Consider the following 17,990-nt stretch of genomic DNA (forward strand, 5'->3'; position numbering starts at 1 on the left):
CGTGAGGGATAGCAGCGGTAGCCCACAGCCACGGCCCTTAGCCGTGGCGAGGACTACAAGCGGATAGCCCGGCCCCGGTATGGGGCTTTGGGAGCAGCGCTTTATTACATTCGCCAAGGCTATAAGGTGTACCTTGCTGCACTTTTGCCCATCGGCCCCATACCGGGGACACGCCCTCAAAGAATAAAATGACAACAAAAGTACTGCGGCTCCCCTCGTCGTCTGCCTCCGGTACCCGCTTTTTTGCATCAATGGGGCACATCAAATTTAAATGCTAATTTTGTTAGTATATGATGCAGCGATCCGGCAGTGCAGACTTACCCCTTCATAACGGCCAGGTGCCGCCCTGGCTGGCTGCGCGCATGGCGGCATTGGGCAAGGCGATTGTGGAAGAAATTATCGCCGGCCAGGGTAAAAGCGCCCTGCTGTCTAAGCTAAGCGACCCCTTCTGGTTCCAGAGCCTGGGCGCGGTGATGGGTATGGACTGGCATTCGTCGGGCATTACTACCTCGGTAATGGGGGCTTTAAAAAGCAGCATCAACCCGCTGGCCAGGGAGCTGGGCATCTGCATCTGCGGCGGTAAGGGCCGCCACTCGCGGAACACGCCCCAGGATATCCTGCGCTTTGCCGAAACCACCGGCCTGAACGCGCCCGACCTGGTGCGCAGCAGCAAGCTGAGCGCCAAGGTGGATAATACGGCCGTGCAGGATGGCTTTCAACTGTACCAGCATCATTTCATATTGAGCGACGAGGGCCAGTGGACGGTGATCCAGCAAGGCATGCGCGACAGCAGCGCTACGGCCCGGCGGTATCATTGGCACTCCCCATCGGTACAATCGTTTACCGAAACGCCGCATACCAGCATTTACGGGGCCAACCAGGGTACGATCCTCAACCTGACCGATCAACTGGCGCGGCCTTTAAAAACCGCTATGATGGAAGTGGCTACTGAAAACCCGGACCGGATGCTGCCGGAGATCGCTAAGATGCGGCACCTGGTAATGCCTAGCCACCACGATGTAAGGGCAAAGGATGTGGACCTGAAGCGCCTGGGCGCGGTGCTCTGGCTGGCACAGGAAAAGCAAGTGCAGAACTTTGAAGAGCTGCTGTTGCTGGAAGGCCTGGGCCCGAAAACCTTGCAGTCGCTGGCGCTGGTGAGCGAGGTGATCTACGGGCAGCCCACACAGTTTAAGGATCCGGCGCGTTTTTCCTTTGCCCATGGCGGCAAGGACGGGCATCCCTTCCCGGTGCCTACGCGGGTGTATGATGAAACGATCGACACTTTACAGCAGGCCATAAACAGAGCTAAGCTGGGCCGGCAGGATAAAATGCAGGCGATACAATCGCTGTCGAAAATAACAGACCGGCTGTCCGAAGACTTTATACCAGATGGCAGTATTGACGAGGTGATCGCTCACGAAAGGGCGGAATCCTGGAAATATAGCGGACGAACGGTTTTTGGTAAAGCGAAGCGGCCGCAGGGACGGCAGTTGGATTTGTTTGATGACCAAGGATAGTAAGTGTGTATTTGAAAAAGTTACCAAAATTTGGTAACTTTACGTCAAAAAGAAACGTTATGGGACGCAATACCTCTGTATCATTGGGCGATTACTTTGAAGATTTCGTAGAGCATAGCATTGCAGCAGGCAGGTATAGCAATGCCAGTGAGGTAATAAGGGCTGGCCTGCGATTGCTGGAAGAGGAAGAAAATAAAGTGCAGGCGCTTAAAAATGCCATTGAAGAAGGCATTAATAGCGGCGTTGCTAAAAATTTTGATGCTAAAAAACATTTAGCCCAATTAAAATTGGCAAAGAGAAAAGATGGCTAAATATGTATTAACGAATAAAGCAGTTGAAGACCTTACCCAGATTTGGGATTATACTTATGAAGTGTGGTCAGAAAACCAGGCAGATAAGTATTATGAGTTAATTATTGCTGCCTTTGAGGAAATTGCTGAAAACCCTGCGTTGGGTAAAAGCTATGCAGCGCTGTCAAAAGAAATATTGGGGTTTAAAGTAGGCAAGCATATCATCTTTTACACAATATTGAAACCCGATGAAGTTCAAATTGTAAGAATTCTTCATTCAAGAATGGACTTAAAAAACAGACTGAGAGAATAATTGTGTTATTTTAGAGCAATACCTCAATAAAATTATTACATAACCCTCTTGTACACCGGCAATAAAAACGATTATGGCAGCCCCCAAGGAAAAGCTTGCAACAGCACTTTAAGTTTTAAATAGCCAGTGAAAATAAAAACCGAATGGATAAAAAAATTATGGATACCAGGAATCAACCCAACCCAATGAAACGCCGCGACTTTTTACAAAAAACGGCTGTACTTGCAGCTTCTGCAATCTTTTTACCGGCTTTGGGCAATCGCGCCTATAGTGCTACCAATGCTATTAAAAATAAAAGCGCCATTCCAACCGTAAAACTCAATAACGGTTTACTGATGCCCGTGTTGGGCTTTGGTACCTATTCATTAAAAGGTGATATATGCCAGCGTTCTGTGGCTGATGCTATTGCTGTAGGGTATCGCCTTTTTGATACGGCCACCAGGTACGGAAACGAAGCATTTGTTGGTGCAGGAATCAAACAAAGCGGCATCAAAAGAGAAAACCTTTTTATCACCTCAAAAGTTTGGGTTGATGATTCGGGGTATGAAAAGACAAAAACGGCTTTTGAAACCTCCTTAAAAAAACTGGGCACCGATTATTTAGATCTATATCTTATTCACCGGCCCAGGGGGGATTTTAAAGGCTCATGGAAAATGATGGAAGAGCTGCACAAAGCCGGTAAAATAAAAGCGATCGGTATCAGTAATTTTACCCCGGCTCAATATAAAGACCTGATGTCGGTGGCTACCATAAAACCCGCAGTCAACCAAATTGAAACGCATGCTTTCTTCCACGAGATGGACTCCTATAACGATTTGAAGAAAAACGGCGTACAAATGGAAGCCTGGGCACCCTTTGCAGAGGGCAGAAACGGGCTTTTCACCAATGAAACTTTGGCAGCCATCGGCAGGAAACACCATAAAACCACTGCCCAGGTAAGTTTAAGGTGGCATTACCAACGTGGTGTAGTGGCTATACCCAGAACGGTGCAAAAAGCACATATGATGGAGAATTTAAACATTTTCGACTTTAAGTTAACTCCGGCTGAAATGAAAGCCATTGCAGCTTTAGATCTGAATACCTCTCAGTTTCCGGAATGGACCTAAACCTACCGGAGCTGTTCCTTTATCCGCCTTATCTTTTATCAGGAAGAACTGAAAACTGAATACGTGCTGTTTCAGCAGCAAGTATAGTTTTCTGGTAAGCTCTGGCATGCCCTGTAAAGAAAGCACCAGGCTCCTACCCCCACATGATTTTAAATGGTAAAACCACGTCCTGTTATACTTAGTAACTGAATTAGTTGAAACCTGTGATCAGGATTTTGTGATCAAAAAAAAACGATCACAAAAATCTGATCACAAAACATTTTTTGAAAGAGGATAAACTAAAACAACAAAGGGCATCCACTTCTCCAGGACCAGTCAATTTGTTAACACACAAAGTGTAAACAGTACAAAGTGTTAACAAGCCTGGTGTTAACAAAATCAACCATTGCCAAATCGTGGGTAATTAGTCTAGCTTCGTAAAGCTTAAATACTGTACAAACCGCGGTTGGTCCGACCGGTTGATGCTGGCGGCATGGGGTAAGGTTTGCAGCCATACCACAATGTCGCCCTGGCGGCCGGGCACAGGTATGGCACCTGCTTCCCGCTCAATGGCATGCTGTGCTGCTACCGGATCGGCAAACTGCTGCTGGTAAGCCTCGTACTTTTGATGAAAGCCAGGAATAAGGCGCAACGGCCCCCGCTCTTCGGGCGTATCATCCAGGTAAATAAGCCCCTGTATATAATATTCAGGCGGGCGGCTGTGGTCGATATCCCAATGCAAGGCATGATGCCTGAACTGCCAATGTTCCGTTTCCGGCGGGTTATAGCTTACCTTATCAGTATTGGCTGCTATGTTGGGGGTTTCATACAGCTCTGCAAACAGCTGTTTTACGGCCGGGTGTCTTCGAATGGTTTCCATATCGGGTTGCTGGTATACCTGCAACATCAGGCCATGCCAGTCGCTATGATTGGGGTACCAGGTAGTCGCATTGTTGAGGTCGATGCCCTGGTAATCGCAGATAAACTGTTTCACCCGTTCACAGTGTTCAATGGGTACCAATCCGCCAATACGCAGATAGCCCTGCTCCTGCCAATGCTGCCATTGCTCCGGGCTGAGGATAGGTTGGGCTAACAGTTCCGTTTCCGCAGTTGTTACGCCATCAAAAAGGCGAGCGGCCTTGGCTACCGCATCTGCACCACGGGTGTCCTGCAGCCATTGGTGGAAATCATCAACTGAGCGGCATTCGCTATACAGGTAGCGGAAGGTTTCGAACTTGCCCAACCCGTGCAGGGCCAGCCAACGGTTTTCCGTTTTTTCATAATCTGGCATGGGTTGCTGGTGCGGCTTGCCGGCTTTTACATCAAGGTGGGCAGTTACAAAGTAATCAATGAATTCGTTATTGGTCATGGCAGCACGAATATAACGGTTAGCCGTGAGAAGCCTGCATTCTACGATAAATCGTGAGATGGTTAAAGCTAACCTCAAACTGAAGTCCTGATTTACTGACATTTTCTCTTAGTTAACAGCTGAGCTGTTAACAGATGACCCGCCCTGAAAACAAGGCCATTATATGGGGCCGAAAAATGCATTCGATCGCCTGATTAATATGTACATTTATAATATCATTAAATGTGATCAGCATTGACCCAACCCGCCATCATACCAATTATTGAACAAAACCCAAAGGCTTATCGACTTTTTGCGCCCATTGTAGCATTGTTGATCGCTGCCAATATTGCGGCCGATTATTTATATACCCTCTTTCAAAACACGGCCTTTTATCTATCGGAATCAGCGCTTTTCAGCAGCTACTGGATCTTATTTGTTCCATTGGTATTATTACAATGGAGATGGATGAGTTCGGTTGAAAAGAGATACCTGCAACTATCTATTACGCTATTGATAGCAGCCTTACACCTGGTAACCTATCCGGGATTGATAAGATTATTGTCTGCGCTTTTTTACGATCATACTTTTGCCTATTGGCCAAGCTTTCAATTCGGGCTTTCCGCCTACCTGGTGCAGTCGCTGGTTATTTATGGTTATGGCTTTGCAGTGATGGCATCGAAAAAAAGCATACAATCGGCGGCAGAAACCATTGAGGCTGCCCGTGTAGAACCAGCTGTTTTTCTGCAAACTTTGCTGGTTAAGGATGGTGCAAATACACAAACACTACTGGTGGTAAATGATATCCAGTATTTTTCGGCCAGTCCTCCTTATGTAACGATCCATCTTTCTCATAAAAAATACCTGCATACAGCCACTTTAAAAGCACTGGAGGCGCAACTGGATAACGGCATATTTGTACGCATTCATAAATCCTGCCTGCTTAACATCAATACTATTGTATCGGTGCAATCACGCAAAAATGGCGACTATGATGTAAAGCTGACAGATCAAACCATTTTAAGAGTAAGCCGTAACTACGCCGCAAATCTCAAGGAAAAATGGCCGGCGAGGCCTCAGGTGAGCTTAAAATAAACGCAGCTTACCACATTCCATTTGTTCGTCACCTGGTTTGCCGCTCATATTTGTTCTAAAAAACAGGAATCATGAAAAAATGGATATTGGAATTAACGACGGCATTGTGCTCTTTGGTATTCAGTTGTGGTTCACCGGTCAAACCCTCTGCACCGAAAACAGGCGAATTGATTGGCGGTGGTTGCGATGGTTGTGAGCTGATGTATGTTAATCTGCCAGAGCAAATAGCTTCAGCAGATAGCAGCCCCGCCTGGAACGGCGAGGGCCAACCCTTAAAAATTTCTGGTACCGTACTAAAAGCGGATGGCAAAACACCTGCGCCTGATGTGATCATTTACTACTGGCAAACCGATAACGAGGGCCATTATGCCAACCTGGAGGGACTGGATCCCCGGGCTAAACGCCACGGCTATATACGCGGCTGGCTCAAAACCGGTACTGACGGCAGGTACGCGCTGTATACGATCAGGCCCGCACCCTATCCTAACGATTCCTTACCGGCGCATATTCATTTATCGATAAAAGAACCCAAGCTGCCCAATGAGTATTACACTGATGAGATCAATTTTGACGATGATCCTCTGCTGAAACCCTATTTTAAAAAACATCCGCCTGAACACCGGGGCGGCAGCGGCGTGGTGCGCGTGAAGTTGCAAGGCAGTTTGCAGGAAGCTGAGCATGATATTGAATTGGGAAAGAATATTCCGGGGTATCCGGGTAAATAGTGTGCGACCTCATTGCCTTTTGTGGGTATGAATGTGAACCAGGAGCTGTCACTGTAATCTGTCAACTTCCCTCACCTCCCCTTCATCAGCACATAATCATAAGGAATGGTCTGGCTCAGATCGGCCAGGTACCAAACGCCCGGATCACCGGCATACTGCACAAAGTCGTAAGCTATATCCAGTGGCATTTGAATATTGCCCAGGTTCTCACCCTGTTTGTTAAAGGCACATACCATGGCTGTTACCCGAGCTATTTCTCCACCATTGGTTCCATCTGGCCGTAAAGCCGCATTATAAGCTTTACCAATGCGGATGTAAGCATTATGATCTTTTAATAATTCCCCCACCTTTCCTTTATAATAATGCAAAATAGCATCCTGCGCTTCTTCATTATCAGGCTGTTGGCTGGCCGGTTCCAATTTGGTATAATCAAAGTGGCGGGCACGTTCGTAATCGTCCTTTACACCATCGGGTATAAAGTCTCCACGCTCTATGGCGGCCTTCCACATGACGGTATCCAATAATACCTGGGGTGCAGACTGTGCTACATCAGTGATACCGGCTGCGGCTTCAGCTGCTGCCTTAAGGGGTGCTGCAGCATCTGCCTCATCGGCTTCCGAATTCTCAAAAGAGCCGGGAAATAACCACATCCTCACCGAAGCCAGATGTTCGGGTACATGGTTCCAGCCAATAACAAATTGAATGAACAATAATAAGGCGACCAATAATACCAGAAACGCGCGAAATAGTTTTTTAAACAGCTTTCCCCTGCTCAGGCCTTTATTACGCGGTGTCTCAAACTGGTCTGTAAAAAACTGTCGGTTGCCCTGTATAAAAGCTTTTACAGCATCCTGCGCAAAGGCATAGTCGCTTTGCTGGTAGCTGTAGTTAAGGTACCGGCCTGGTTTTGCAGGGTGTGGGTATTCATATCGCACCATAAAAATGCGCCGGGTTGATGGCATATCTCCGTCCCGCCCAAAACCCGGACTAATATGTAAGGTTCGCTTATCACCATCAGCACCCAGGCTTATTTCGTAAAAGTATAAATGATGTACCACATCATCCAGCCGCTCGTATACTGCTTTCTCCAATTGCTCCCAATCCACCTGCCTGAATAGCTGCCAGGCTGCATCGCCCGAAAGGGAATTTATAATTTCCTCCTGCTGCTCAAAAGGATCCTGCAAGGCTACCGTAAAACGCATAAGGTTCTGTTTAAGCCTTCAAATATAAGACTAGCCATAAATGCAAAGCCTTTGATTTATGATTCGCAAAAGAGCTGTTTAGATTCGTTGACAGAATTTAGTTGACAGATGACAGTTAACAGATGACAGCTCGTACATCGTACACCAGGCATCCTACATTATTCACCATTTCTTATTCACTTCTTCCCCTGGCTCAGTTGACAGATCACAGTTGACAGATGACAGCTCGTACTTCTTATATCGTACATCGTACATCATAGCTTGCTCACTTCTTCCCCCAGCTCAACACCTGTCCTACCCGGGTAACTGCTGTAGCGCGGTAACCATTGGCTTCGCGGTGCAAAGGCAAATCCCCCTTCAGCTGATAGGGTAATAATAGATTCAATGGCATACCAGATTCAGAACGCAACACAAGTTTAGTTACCTGTCCCTGTTTCCAGCTTAGCTCTACTATTTCAAAGCCGCCACGGGCCCTTAATCCTTTTACAATTCCTTCAGGCCATGCAGCAGGCAGTGCGGGTAATACCTGTATCTCTCCCGCATGGCTTTGCAGCAGCATTTCAGCAATGCCCGCAGGGTATCCCAGGTTACCGTCAATCTGGAAAGGCGGGTGCGCACAAAGCAGGTTTTCATATATACCGCCTCCATTATCATAATTGACATTACCTGAGCCTGCCAGTTTTATAAAATTATTGAGGATCTTATATGCATGATCTCCATCCTGCAGGCGGGCCCAGAAATTCATTTTCCAGGCCATCGACCAGCCGGTAGATGCATCGCCACGGGCGATCAAAGTTTTTTTAGCGGCTGCAATCAAATCCGGAGTGTGCGTAACCGAAAACTGGCGGCCCGGGTGCAATCCAAATAAATGAGACACATGCCGGTGCTGGTCCTTCGGATCATCCCTATCAGTTTCCCATTCCTGCAACTGTCCCCATTTGCCTATTTTAGGCGCCAGCAAGCGGCTTCTCAATTCGCTGATATGGCGTGCATATGCGGTATCGATTTTCAAGATGGCTGCCGCTTCCGTGTAATTGGTAAAAAGGTCATAAACGATCTGCTGATCATGGCTTACACCATCTTCGTGCGGACCATGTTCGGGCGACCAGCCATTGGGCGCCACAACGGTCCCGTCGGGCCTGCGTTTGAGGTGATCGTCCCAGAACTCCGTGATCTCCTTTAAGATAGGGTAAGCAAATTGTCGCAAATACACTGTATCCTGTAGAAAAGCATAGTGTTCCCATAAAGCCTGTGCATACCATGCGCTACCGGGTGTATTCCATAAAAAGCTCTCCCCTCCAAAAATATTGTTCTCCGTTTTAACTGTCCAGCCTCTTACACCCGGATATTCTTTTTGAGTATTTGCCTTTTTAACTTCGCGCATACTATTGATATAGTCCAGGTAAGGATGATGCATATCCGGGAGATTGGTAGGCAGCGCCAGCCAGTAATTCATTTGTATATTGATATTGGAATGATAGTCTGAGCGCCAGGGCGGGTTATTGCTGTCGTTCCAGATACCTTGCAGATTAGCTGGTAAACCACCTCGGCGAGAAGAGCTGATAAGCAGGTAACGGCCATATTGAAACAGCAGGGCTTCCAGGGCGGGATCGGTGCCTGCTTTATACTGTAATACCCTATCCCTCGCAGGCAGGTTGCTGCCCGATTTTGTAACGGGTCCTAATTGTAAAGAAGTACGTTTAAACCAGCTTTGGTAATCTTTTATATGTTCTTGTTGCAAACGGCTCAGCGTTTTGGGAGCCGCCTCATCCAGCCTTTTTTGAACAACGGGTAAAGGATTGGCTCCTCTCCATCCCTGGCTGCGCTGGTTGCTGTAATTAGTAGCGGCTGCCAGCAACAGGGTAAAGCCATCAGCTTTATCGATACGTATCACCGGCACGCCTTCTTTTTCGATAACCTTAACGGTGCCGCCCACATGCTTCAGCTCCAGCCTCGCCGCATACTGCAAACCATTTTCCAATATACCTGTAACCTGAAGACCTTTGTTAGATGCGACCACGACAGCCTGATGCATATCGGTAAGACGGATATCACCGGAGTAAGCTCCCTTTTTACTGGCTGTAAAATGCACTGCTACTACCTGCTGCGGGTGGCTTGCGAAGTAAGTACGGGTAAAACGGATATCATTTTTTTCATAACTTACCCGGGCAAGCGCTGTATTCAGGTCCAGCTCCCTCCTATAATGGGTAAAAGCTGTTATTGAATCATCCAGGTTGATCCATACATCTCCAAAAGCCTGGTAAGCTCCCGTTTCCTGCTCATCACCGGTCCATAAACTGCTTTCATTAAACTGAACACGCTCGCGACCTACGCCACCAAATACCATCGCGCCCAGGCTGCCATTGCCGATGGGATAGGCCTGGGTCATCCAGTCGGTGGCTGGCCGGTTGTCCCATATAACCAGGGATCCTGCATTTATTTGTGCACTTAACAAACGGGCAGCTACCAGCAGGCAACCTATCATCCAAATTTTCTTCATATTGCAATTTTATAGCCATAGTGTTGGGCTATTGGCCAGCTGCAAAATAAGGATTTATAGGTGAATAGGGAAGGATGATGTATGCCAGATGTAAGATGTACGCGGTACGAAGTACGACTATCGTCTGTCAAATAAAAATGTGATTATTGAATAAATTTTAAAACTCATCGCTAATGCGAGGAGCTTTCATCCGGCATCAAACATCCCGAATCAGCTGTCCCCGTTCCATCATCCGGTATCTGATATCTGTCATTCGGCACTATCCCTCATCCCCCAGCCGCTCAATAACAGCTTCGATCTTTTTATTAACGGCATCAATCTCTGCATCAAAGCCCGGGGAATCTTCAGCTATGGCCCGGTACATGAGCTCATAGCTTTTTATTCTCAACTCACAATATTCTTTTAATAAAACATTTCTTTTTAACAGATGCTCCGGCAGGTGCAGCTGATCAAAACTTTTCACCAATGCCAGGTTCTGGTTCCAGTAGTTAAGCCCCTCGTCGCGCAGTGAAAAAAGTTTTTCCTCCCTGGGTGTATCATCCGGTAATTTAAATACAGATAAGGCAAAGGTTTCGGTGTCTGTAAATTCTTTGATGCCTTTTTCATAAATAACCAGGTCGTTAGGTAAATTCTTATACACTCCGAAACTAACACCTAAAACCAGCAGACTTACCAGCGCAATAGGCTTCCACTGCGGGGATGGCTCTTCGGTATTTCTAAATCCGGGTAAAAATCCAAATCCTATGATGAAGCCACTTATCAACCCGCCAATATGGGCCGCATTATCGATACCACCTTTTAAACCGTAGAGGAGATTGTAGCCTACAAAAATGCTGATGCTGGTGAGTAACGACCTCCTGGCTTCCTTCTCAATAAGATCGCTGGTAAGCATTGCTAAAAACACACCATACATACCGAATATAGCGCCTGAGGCACCGGCGCTGATCGTAAGATCGTGCCACCAAAGACTGGTAACACTGGCGGCAATACCTGCCAGCAGATAGGCAGCTAAAAACCGGGCTTTGCCCAGGTAGGGCTCCAGAAGCCCTCCTATATACACTAACGCATACATATTCAGCAGCAAATGCAGTATACCTATATGCACAAAACAATTGGTCAGTAAACGCCACCATTGTCCTTCCAGTGTAACAGGTTTAAAATTGGCACCCCAGCGCACCAGGCTTTCACCGTCGGGTGTTAGTACAGACACACCGGCGGCAATCATTCCTATAAACACCAGTATATTCAGGTTGATCAGTATAGGCGTGATAAAGAAACCGGGTGCCGGTACAAATATTGACAACAGGTTCTTAAAAGATTGTGATTTTGTCGGGGCTTCATCCGCAGACATCGTTTCATCCTCGCTTGGCTGCTGTATTCCGGCTGGCTGGTTTGTGTTATTTTGATTATCGGACAACGCGTCCAGTTGCACCAAAAATGTAGCCACCAGATCTTTATTCTTTCCTGAATCGATGGTTTCGTAAGCCGTAGAGTGACTGCTGATACAGGCCCGTCCGTCAGCCACTTTTACGTTCAATACTCCATTCCACGAAAAAGCACCATTACCGGTATAAGCCGTAAACCCATTGTCACCCGCATACCCTATAGTGAGGCTCATATGGGCCGCCGCCTCGCGGGCCTTTGAAATAAACTCCCGGGGCTTTAGTGCTCCCAGTGCCCGCTCCTCCGTATAAGAGGAATTTGATCCTGTTGTCATCGTGATTAGTTTGAACTGGTTGCCGAATTTGCAGTTGTGCAGGGTTAGCCTTTCTCATCTCCCAATGCCAATTGCAGTATGTAAATATAACACGATTTGCAATAGGCTGCAAAAGTCTGGTTCAACAAGGTTGGCCGCTGGTGCGATATTTGCCATTTTACCCGCGATTGATCACAAAACCCTTAACCCGATGAAGTATATAAAAATTAAAGGAGCGCGTCAAAACAATCTCAGGAACTTATCGTTGCAAATCCCGAAAAACCAGATCAGTGTATTTACAGGGGTTTCGGGCTCGGGCAAGTCCTCTTTAGTATTTGAAACCATTGGGGCCGAAGCGCAAAGGCAGATCAACGAAACGCAAAGCAGTTTTGTACGCAACCGGCTACAACACCTGGGGGTGGCCGATGTAGACCATATTGCGCACCTGAATGTACCTGTGATCATTGATCAAAAAAGACTGGGCGGCAATGCCCGTTCTACCGTAGGCACGGCTACTGATATTTATGCATCTTTAAGGCTGCTTTTCTCCCGCCTGGGGCAACCCTTTGCAGGCTACTCCAATGTATTTTCATTCAACCATCCCCAGGGTATGTGTACAGCCTGCGAAGGTTTAGGTTTTGTAAGCGCTATTAATACCGATGCGCTTATTGATCAAACCCAGTCATTGAATGAGGGCGCTATCCGGTTTCCTACTTTTCAACCCGGCGGCTATCGCTGGCTGCGGTATACCTTATCGGGTTATTTTGACAACGATAAAAACCTCCAGGATTATACACCGGAAGAATGGGACCTGCTCCTGCACGCAGATACCCACAAACCACCTCACCCCTCACCCGGTTGGGGCAAAACTATGCAGTACCAGGGACTATTGCCCCGCCTCCAGCGCGATTTCCTGAAAAAAGATTCCAAAGAATTAAAGCTGCGACAGCAGGAACTGGCATCCATCGTCACCACGCAAACCTGCCCTTCCTGCAGGGGACAAAGATTAAACGAAACTATACTATCCTGCCGGATCAACAAACTCAATATTGCAGACTGTGCCGCTATGCCAATTGATGAGCTGCTGACTTTTATACAGGGACTTCATGCCCCGGCTTATGACACCGTTCTGCAGGAGCTCTTAAAGAAACTACAGAATATGGTTACCATCGGCTTACAATATCTCATATTAAACCGCGCCACCAACAGCCTTTCCGGGGGCGAATCGCAACGCATTAAAATGGTGCGGCACCTGGGCAATAGCCTTGAAAACCTATTATACATTTTTGATGAGCCCAGTATTGGCCTGCATCCAAAAGACCTGGATAATCTAACTACTATTATTAAGGGCATTAAAGCCAAAGAAAACACCGTATTAATTGTGGAGCACGATCCCGACCTGGTGAAGATAGCTGATCATGTTGTAGACATGGGGCCCGGCTCGGGAGCAAAGGGTGGTACCATTGTATACCAGGGTAACTTTAAAGAGCTGGCCAAGTCTAACGGGAAAACAGGTGTTTATTTTGCCGCGCCACGTAGCATCAACAAAAAACCCAGACAGCCTTCAGGATGGATCCAATTAAAAAATGGCAATCTCCACAATCTTAAAAATATTTCGGTGGCCATTCCACAGCAGGTGCTCACCGTAGTAACCGGTGTTGCCGGCTCGGGCAAAAGTACCTTAATGAGCAAAGTGCTGCCACAGCAATACCCGCAGGTGAAGATCATCGACCAGTCGCCTATGCGCGGCAGTATTCGCTCTAACCTGCTGACCTACCTGGGCATTGCCGACCAGGCGCGGCAATTATTTGCCAGAGCTAATAAGGTCAGCGCAGCTTTATTCAGCAGCAATAGCGAAGGTGCCTGCCCTAATTGCAGGGGACAGGGGATTGCAAAGATTGACCTGGCTTTTATGGACGATATAGAAGCTCCCTGTGAAGTATGCGCAGGCAGCGGATTCAAGCCGGAAGTGCTAATGTATACTTACCAGGGAAAAAATATCGTAGAAGTATTGCAGCTAACCATTGCCCAGGCCCGAATATTTTTTGCAGACATTCCTTTCATTTCCGGGCTGGATATATTGATTGAACTCGGTATGGATTACATGACCCTGGGGGAACGGCTTAGTGATTTCTCGGGTGGCGAAAGACAACGCCTGAAACTAAGCCGCGAGCTTAATGAAGATAACAGCCTGTTGGTATTAGATGAACCCAGCACAGGACTACATCCCTCCGATACAAAAAAATTAATGGGATTGTTGAACCAACTGGTAGACAAGGGTAATACGCTGGTGGTGATTGAACATAACCTGGATATTATTGCGCAGGCAGACTGGGTTATTGATATAGGACCCGGCGCCGGTAAACAAGGCGGTGAACTGGTATTTGGCGGCCCGGTTAAGGAGTTATTACAACATACCGATTCCGCTACAGCATCTTATTTAAATAAGCATTTGAAGGGTAACTAGCAGATGATGCAGCAATATACCGGGAAGGCGTTGCTCTGTCTTCTTTCCCGCTGCCGCCATCTTTTTAAAGTTTTCATGCTCCTTGTTTTTAGCACATTGATTGGCCTAACTTTATAGCATCGATCAACAAAACACAATTCATGAAACTAAGAGGAGTACTGGCATTGTTACTACTGGCGCAAATGGCAGCTGCGCAGGACACGATCCGTTTCGACAAAGCGCTGGCGGTGCAGTCGGGCAGCAGGTATGGCCGGGAAGCAATTTATACCGATTGGCTCAGCTATCAATTGTTCCATAACCTGCTGCAACCTGCAGCGGGTACACCTTTTAGTAAAACCGGCGACGGCGATTCTATTGTATGGCGCACCGTTACTGCCGATGAAAACGGGCGGTTCCGCGTATTCAGCCGTCGCAATTTTCAACGCAGCAATAACCCCTTTCTTAATCCTGGCGCTGTAGACCGTGGCGCCGATTATTTATATATCACTTACAATGCTCCCCAACAACAGGCCGCCCTGCTACGCATACAGGGAAGTGCCGGTTTGTATGTTAATGGAGCTCCGCACATGGGCGATCCTTACAGCGCGGGCTATATGCATATTCCCGTACTGCTCAAAAAAGGAAGGAACGAGATCTATATAAGAGGCGCCAATGTACTGCCCGAGCTGATACCGGTGCAACAGGCGCTTCATTTGCATACGGATGATGTAACTGCGCCTCATATTGTTCTTAATAAACATAATAGCAAATTGAAAGTAGCGCTGGTAGTCAGTAATGCAGGCCCGCTGCCCGCTGCGGATCTTTCCATAACGTCTACAGTGCAGGGTAAGGCATTAACCAGCACTGTAGGTGCTATTCCCGGTCTTGCAACAAGAAAGATATTTTTTGAGGTAGATGCATCGGCCGTTAAGCAGAAAGGAAACTATGATTGTGCCCTGGTGTTGAAGCAGGGCAATAAAACGATACACAGCGCCCTAATTATATTGGAAGCAGTACAACCTAATGAGCATTACAGCAGCACGTTTATAAGCGGTATAGATGGCAGCCTGCAATACTACGCTACTACACCGCAATCCGGGAATAGCGGTGAGAACCAGGCACTTTTTCTTTCAGTGCACGGCGCGGGTGTAGAAGCTATAGGCCAGGCAAGGGCCTATAAACCTAAAGACTGGGGCAACCTGGTGGCAGCTACCAACCGGCGGCCTCGTGGCTTTAACTGGGAAGACTGGGGAAGGCTGGATGCCATGGAGGTATTGCAGATCGCCAAAGACAAATTCAAGCCCGATCCGTCGAAGATCTATCTCACCGGCCATTCTATGGGTGGTCATGGTACCTGGTTTCTGGGTGCTACTTATCCTGATAAATGGGCCGCCATTGGTCCGGCAGCCGGCTACGCATCATTAAAAGATTATGGATCGGCTGATGGCCGTATACCTGATAGTGCCAGAACCGAGGTAGAGCGCCTTTTACTTCGTTCGGGCAACCAGAGCGATGTTCCTAAGCTGGCCAACAACTACCAGCCACTGGGCGTTTACATCTTACACGGCGATAGCGACCGGGTAGTACCCGTTACCTACGCACGGCAAATGCGAAAAGTATTGGGTGACTTTCATAAGGACTTCAGCTATTATGAATACCCGGGGGGTGAGCATTGGTTTGGCGACCAGAGCGTGGACTGGCCTCCTATGTTCGACTATTTTAAATGGCACCAGCGCCAGCCCGACTCTTTAACTAACACGATCGATTTTACCACCAGCAGCCCGGGCATATCCGCTACTCATCACTGGGCAACTATATACCAGCAACAGTACCCGCTGCAATACAGCAGGATTCAACTGAGCCGCAACCGGGCGTCAGCAAGCATTTCAGGCGCTACTCAAAACGTTGCCTTACTTCAACTCTCGTTGAATGATTTCCCGGCAGGCACCAGCATCAACATCCGGTTGGATAGCACACCGGTTTTATCTTACACTACCCTATCATCGAACGACAACCTGTACCTGGGTAAAACCAATTCCGGATGGGCTTTTACCAAACCACCGGTAGCTTCTGATAAAAATCCACTTCGGTATGGCACATTTAAAGAAGCATTTAATAAAAGGATGGTATTTGTGGTGGGCACCAGGGGCACGGCAGAAGAAAACCAAACTAACCGCAACAAAGCTATTTATGATGCAGAAAGCTGGTACTACAGGGGCAACGGAGCAGTAGACATCATCAGCGATACCGAATACCAACCCTCCCGCTATGCAGGCAGAAATATTATTATTTATGGCAATGCCGATAATAACAATGCCTGGAAAATGTTGTTAAGCGAAAGCCCGCTGCAGGTTAAAAGAAACCAGTTAACAGCAGGCGATCAAAAATGGACGGGCGATAACCTGGCCACTTATTTTGTATGGCCGCAAAAAGACCCGGCATTGCTGGTTGGGGTCATTGCTGCAACCGGTGTAAAAGGAATGAAAGCAGCTTATGCCAATCAATATTTTGCGGGTGGCAGTGGCTTCCCTGATTTTATGATCTTCTCCGATCAGATGCTGAAAGATGGCGCAGCCGGTGTTAAACTGGCCGGTTTCTTCGATAATCACTGGCGTTTAACCAAAGATGAAATGGCGGCATCAAAGGACTAAACTGCAAATCGGCATGGGTTCGCAACCTGGCTGTGTTTGTAAAGCGAATATTCAGTCATTAACAGGGTATTGGGCATAAGAAAACAATTTTGCCTAATACACGGCATACCCGCGACATGACTACATGAAAAAGAAATACCAGGAATGCAGATCAATAAAACCCCTATAAATTGGAGCTCCACTTTTTAGGCTTTGCTCCAAAATGCTTCTCAAATAACCTTCCAAAATAACTTAGGTTACTAAAACCTAACTGATAACCGGTTTCAGAAACAGACAAATGCTCATCTTTTAAAAGTCTTGCCGCCTCCTGCATACGGAGAAACTGGTGGTATTCGTAAATCCCCTTTCCAAAAACCTGGGTAAAAAGCTTTCGGAGTTTGAGCCTGTTTACCCCACTGATTTTTACCAGTTCATTTTGTGTAAATGGTTTGTCCAGCGAAGAGGCAATCTTATTCCTTACTCGGTACACAGCTTCTATTTCATCGTTGCGGAGATTTTGGTGAGAAACCTCCTGCCTGTTCAGTAAATTTTTGAACAGAAAATAAAGCAACTCTAAGGCTCTTAATTTATAATAAGCTTCAGGAAGGATGGTTGCTGATGAAGTATTAACAACTTCGCTAAAAACAGTGGCCATTTCCGGCGACATAAACTCTTCAATCAAAAGCGTTTTTTCGTCATTAAAAAGATATTCAAATTGATGTTGACTCTTACCCAGGAAATTCTTCAGGTAATCCAGATCTATTAAAATGGTGATCTGCCGGATGGTTATTCCCTTTGGAAATAGGATCTCGCTTTTCAAATGCAAAGGAGTAATCCGCACATGAGGCTGTTCCTGTAACAATTTAGTTCCCCGCGATGACTTGTTAAAAGAATGGCCGGATATGTTTTGAAAGGAAATCAGCAGGCCTCTTCTAATTATGTCAATTGATTTCCTGCTGTACGAAAAAGTTTTCCCCGCAGTTACCGATCGAACCATTACCAACATTTCGGGGAGCAAATTTATGATCCGCACTTCATTTAGCTGCAGCTCATTCATCCCATCACCGTGTGCTGAAACAGGGATGCCCATCTTTGCAGCCCAATAAAGCATCTCTTGCCTGTTTTCATGATCAAACATATCTT

At 47.0% G+C, this 17,990-nt stretch carries 13 protein-coding genes; 8 read left to right on the plus strand and 5 right to left on the minus strand.

Going from position 1 to position 17,990, the window contains the following annotated elements; genetic code table 11:
* Positions 1-362: 362 nt before the first annotated feature.
* From U0035_RS02775 to U0035_RS02790, 4 genes are all read left to right on the plus strand, one after another.
* Complete coding sequence (locus tag U0035_RS02775) at positions 363-1,517, plus strand: DUF763 domain-containing protein (protein WP_245957842.1); 1,155 nt, start codon at positions 363-365, stop codon at positions 1,515-1,517.
* 59 nt (positions 1,518-1,576) lie between these two features.
* Positions 1,577-1,828 (plus strand): type II toxin-antitoxin system ParD family antitoxin, encoded by a 252-nt coding sequence (locus U0035_RS02780; protein ID WP_114793126.1) that lies wholly within the window; start codon positions 1,577-1,579, stop codon positions 1,826-1,828.
* Entirely contained in the window at positions 1,821-2,120 is a 300-nt protein-coding gene (locus U0035_RS02785; protein WP_114793127.1) for a type II toxin-antitoxin system RelE/ParE family toxin, read from the plus strand. Before U0035_RS02780 ends, U0035_RS02785 begins: the two co-directional genes overlap by 8 nt.
* A gap of 143 nt (positions 2,121-2,263) precedes the next feature.
* A complete protein-coding gene (locus tag U0035_RS02790; protein WP_211316556.1) occupies positions 2,264-3,226 on the plus strand; it encodes an aldo/keto reductase in 963 nt (320 codons plus the stop codon).
* A 403-nt stretch (positions 3,227-3,629) separates the two neighbouring features.
* Here U0035_RS02790 and U0035_RS02795 read toward each other — a convergent pair whose 3' ends face one another.
* Complete coding sequence (locus U0035_RS02795; RefSeq protein ID WP_114793128.1) at positions 3,630-4,676, minus strand: phytanoyl-CoA dioxygenase family protein; 1,047 nt, start codon at positions 4,674-4,676, stop codon at positions 3,630-3,632.
* A gap of 132 nt (positions 4,677-4,808) precedes the next feature.
* Between U0035_RS02795 and U0035_RS02800 the strand changes: the two genes are divergently transcribed.
* Both U0035_RS02800 and U0035_RS02805 read left to right on the plus strand, forming a co-directional pair.
* A complete protein-coding gene (locus U0035_RS02800) occupies positions 4,809-5,648 on the plus strand; it encodes a LytTR family DNA-binding domain-containing protein (protein WP_114793129.1) in 840 nt (279 codons plus the stop codon).
* Between the two features lie 71 nt (positions 5,649-5,719).
* Positions 5,720-6,373, plus strand: coding sequence for a dioxygenase family protein (locus U0035_RS02805; protein ID WP_114793130.1), 654 nt, complete (start codon positions 5,720-5,722; stop codon positions 6,371-6,373).
* Between the two features lie 71 nt (positions 6,374-6,444).
* Here U0035_RS02805 and U0035_RS02810 read toward each other — a convergent pair whose 3' ends face one another.
* The 3 genes from U0035_RS02810 to U0035_RS02820 all read right to left on the minus strand — a co-directional run bounded on the left by U0035_RS02810 (position 6,445) and on the right by U0035_RS02820 (position 11,792).
* Positions 6,445-7,575 (minus strand): hypothetical protein, encoded by a 1,131-nt coding sequence (locus U0035_RS02810; RefSeq protein WP_211316557.1) that lies wholly within the window; start codon positions 7,573-7,575, stop codon positions 6,445-6,447.
* A gap of 265 nt (positions 7,576-7,840) precedes the next feature.
* Positions 7,841-10,075, minus strand: a complete 2,235-nt coding sequence (locus U0035_RS02815; RefSeq protein WP_114793131.1) for a glycoside hydrolase family 95 protein — start codon at positions 10,073-10,075, stop codon at positions 7,841-7,843.
* A 259-nt stretch (positions 10,076-10,334) separates the two neighbouring features.
* The gene (locus U0035_RS02820; RefSeq protein ID WP_211316558.1) at positions 10,335-11,792 is read right to left on the minus strand and encodes a rhomboid family intramembrane serine protease; all 1,458 of its coding nucleotides are present in this window, start codon (positions 11,790-11,792) and stop codon (positions 10,335-10,337) included.
* A gap of 190 nt (positions 11,793-11,982) precedes the next feature.
* Between U0035_RS02820 and U0035_RS02825 the strand changes: the two genes are divergently transcribed.
* Together U0035_RS02825 and U0035_RS02830 are read left to right on the plus strand one after the other, a co-directional pair.
* The gene (locus U0035_RS02825; RefSeq protein ID WP_114793169.1) at positions 11,983-14,238 is read left to right on the plus strand and encodes an ATP-binding cassette domain-containing protein; all 2,256 of its coding nucleotides are present in this window, start codon (positions 11,983-11,985) and stop codon (positions 14,236-14,238) included.
* Positions 14,239-14,378: 140 nt separating this feature from the next.
* Positions 14,379-16,868, plus strand: a complete 2,490-nt coding sequence (locus tag U0035_RS02830; RefSeq protein WP_114793132.1) for a carboxylesterase family protein — start codon at positions 14,379-14,381, stop codon at positions 16,866-16,868.
* 163 nt (positions 16,869-17,031) lie between these two features.
* On the opposite strand, the gene U0035_RS02835 is transcribed toward U0035_RS02830, so the two are convergent.
* Entirely contained in the window at positions 17,032-17,985 is a 954-nt protein-coding gene (locus U0035_RS02835) for a helix-turn-helix domain-containing protein (RefSeq protein ID WP_114793133.1), read from the minus strand.
* Positions 17,986-17,990 lie beyond the last annotated feature (5 nt).

The sequence above is a fragment of the Niabella yanshanensis genome (assembly GCF_034424215.1).
Taxonomy (GTDB): Bacteria; Bacteroidota; Bacteroidia; order Chitinophagales; family Chitinophagaceae; genus Niabella; species Niabella yanshanensis.

Bases quoted from the DNA above. Each gene is read 5' to 3' on its own strand.
- U0035_RS02775 (WP_245957842.1), top strand. From the start codon at position 363: ATGGCGGCATTGGGCAAGGCGATTGTGGAAGAAATTATCGCCGGCCAG.
- U0035_RS02780 (WP_114793126.1), top strand. From the start codon at position 1,577: ATGGGACGCAATACCTCTGTATCATTGGGCGATTACTTTGAAGATTTC.
- U0035_RS02785 (WP_114793127.1), top strand. From the start codon at position 1,821: ATGGCTAAATATGTATTAACGAATAAAGCAGTTGAAGACCTTACCCAG.
- U0035_RS02790 (WP_211316556.1), top strand. From the start codon at position 2,264: ATGGATAAAAAAATTATGGATACCAGGAATCAACCCAACCCAATGAAA.
- U0035_RS02795 (WP_114793128.1), bottom strand. From the start codon at position 4,676: ATGTCAGTAAATCAGGACTTCAGTTTGAGGTTAGCTTTAACCATCTCA.
- U0035_RS02805 (WP_114793130.1), top strand. From the start codon at position 5,720: ATGAAAAAATGGATATTGGAATTAACGACGGCATTGTGCTCTTTGGTA.
- U0035_RS02810 (WP_211316557.1), bottom strand. From the start codon at position 7,575: ATGCGTTTTACGGTAGCCTTGCAGGATCCTTTTGAGCAGCAGGAGGAA.
- U0035_RS02815 (WP_114793131.1), bottom strand. From the start codon at position 10,075: ATGAAGAAAATTTGGATGATAGGTTGCCTGCTGGTAGCTGCCCGTTTG.
- U0035_RS02820 (WP_211316558.1), bottom strand. From the start codon at position 11,792: ATGACAACAGGATCAAATTCCTCTTATACGGAGGAGCGGGCACTGGGA.
- U0035_RS02825 (WP_114793169.1), top strand. From the start codon at position 11,983: ATGAAGTATATAAAAATTAAAGGAGCGCGTCAAAACAATCTCAGGAAC.
- U0035_RS02830 (WP_114793132.1), top strand. From the start codon at position 14,379: ATGAAACTAAGAGGAGTACTGGCATTGTTACTACTGGCGCAAATGGCA.
- U0035_RS02835 (WP_114793133.1), bottom strand. From the start codon at position 17,985: ATGTTTGATCATGAAAACAGGCAAGAGATGCTTTATTGGGCTGCAAAG.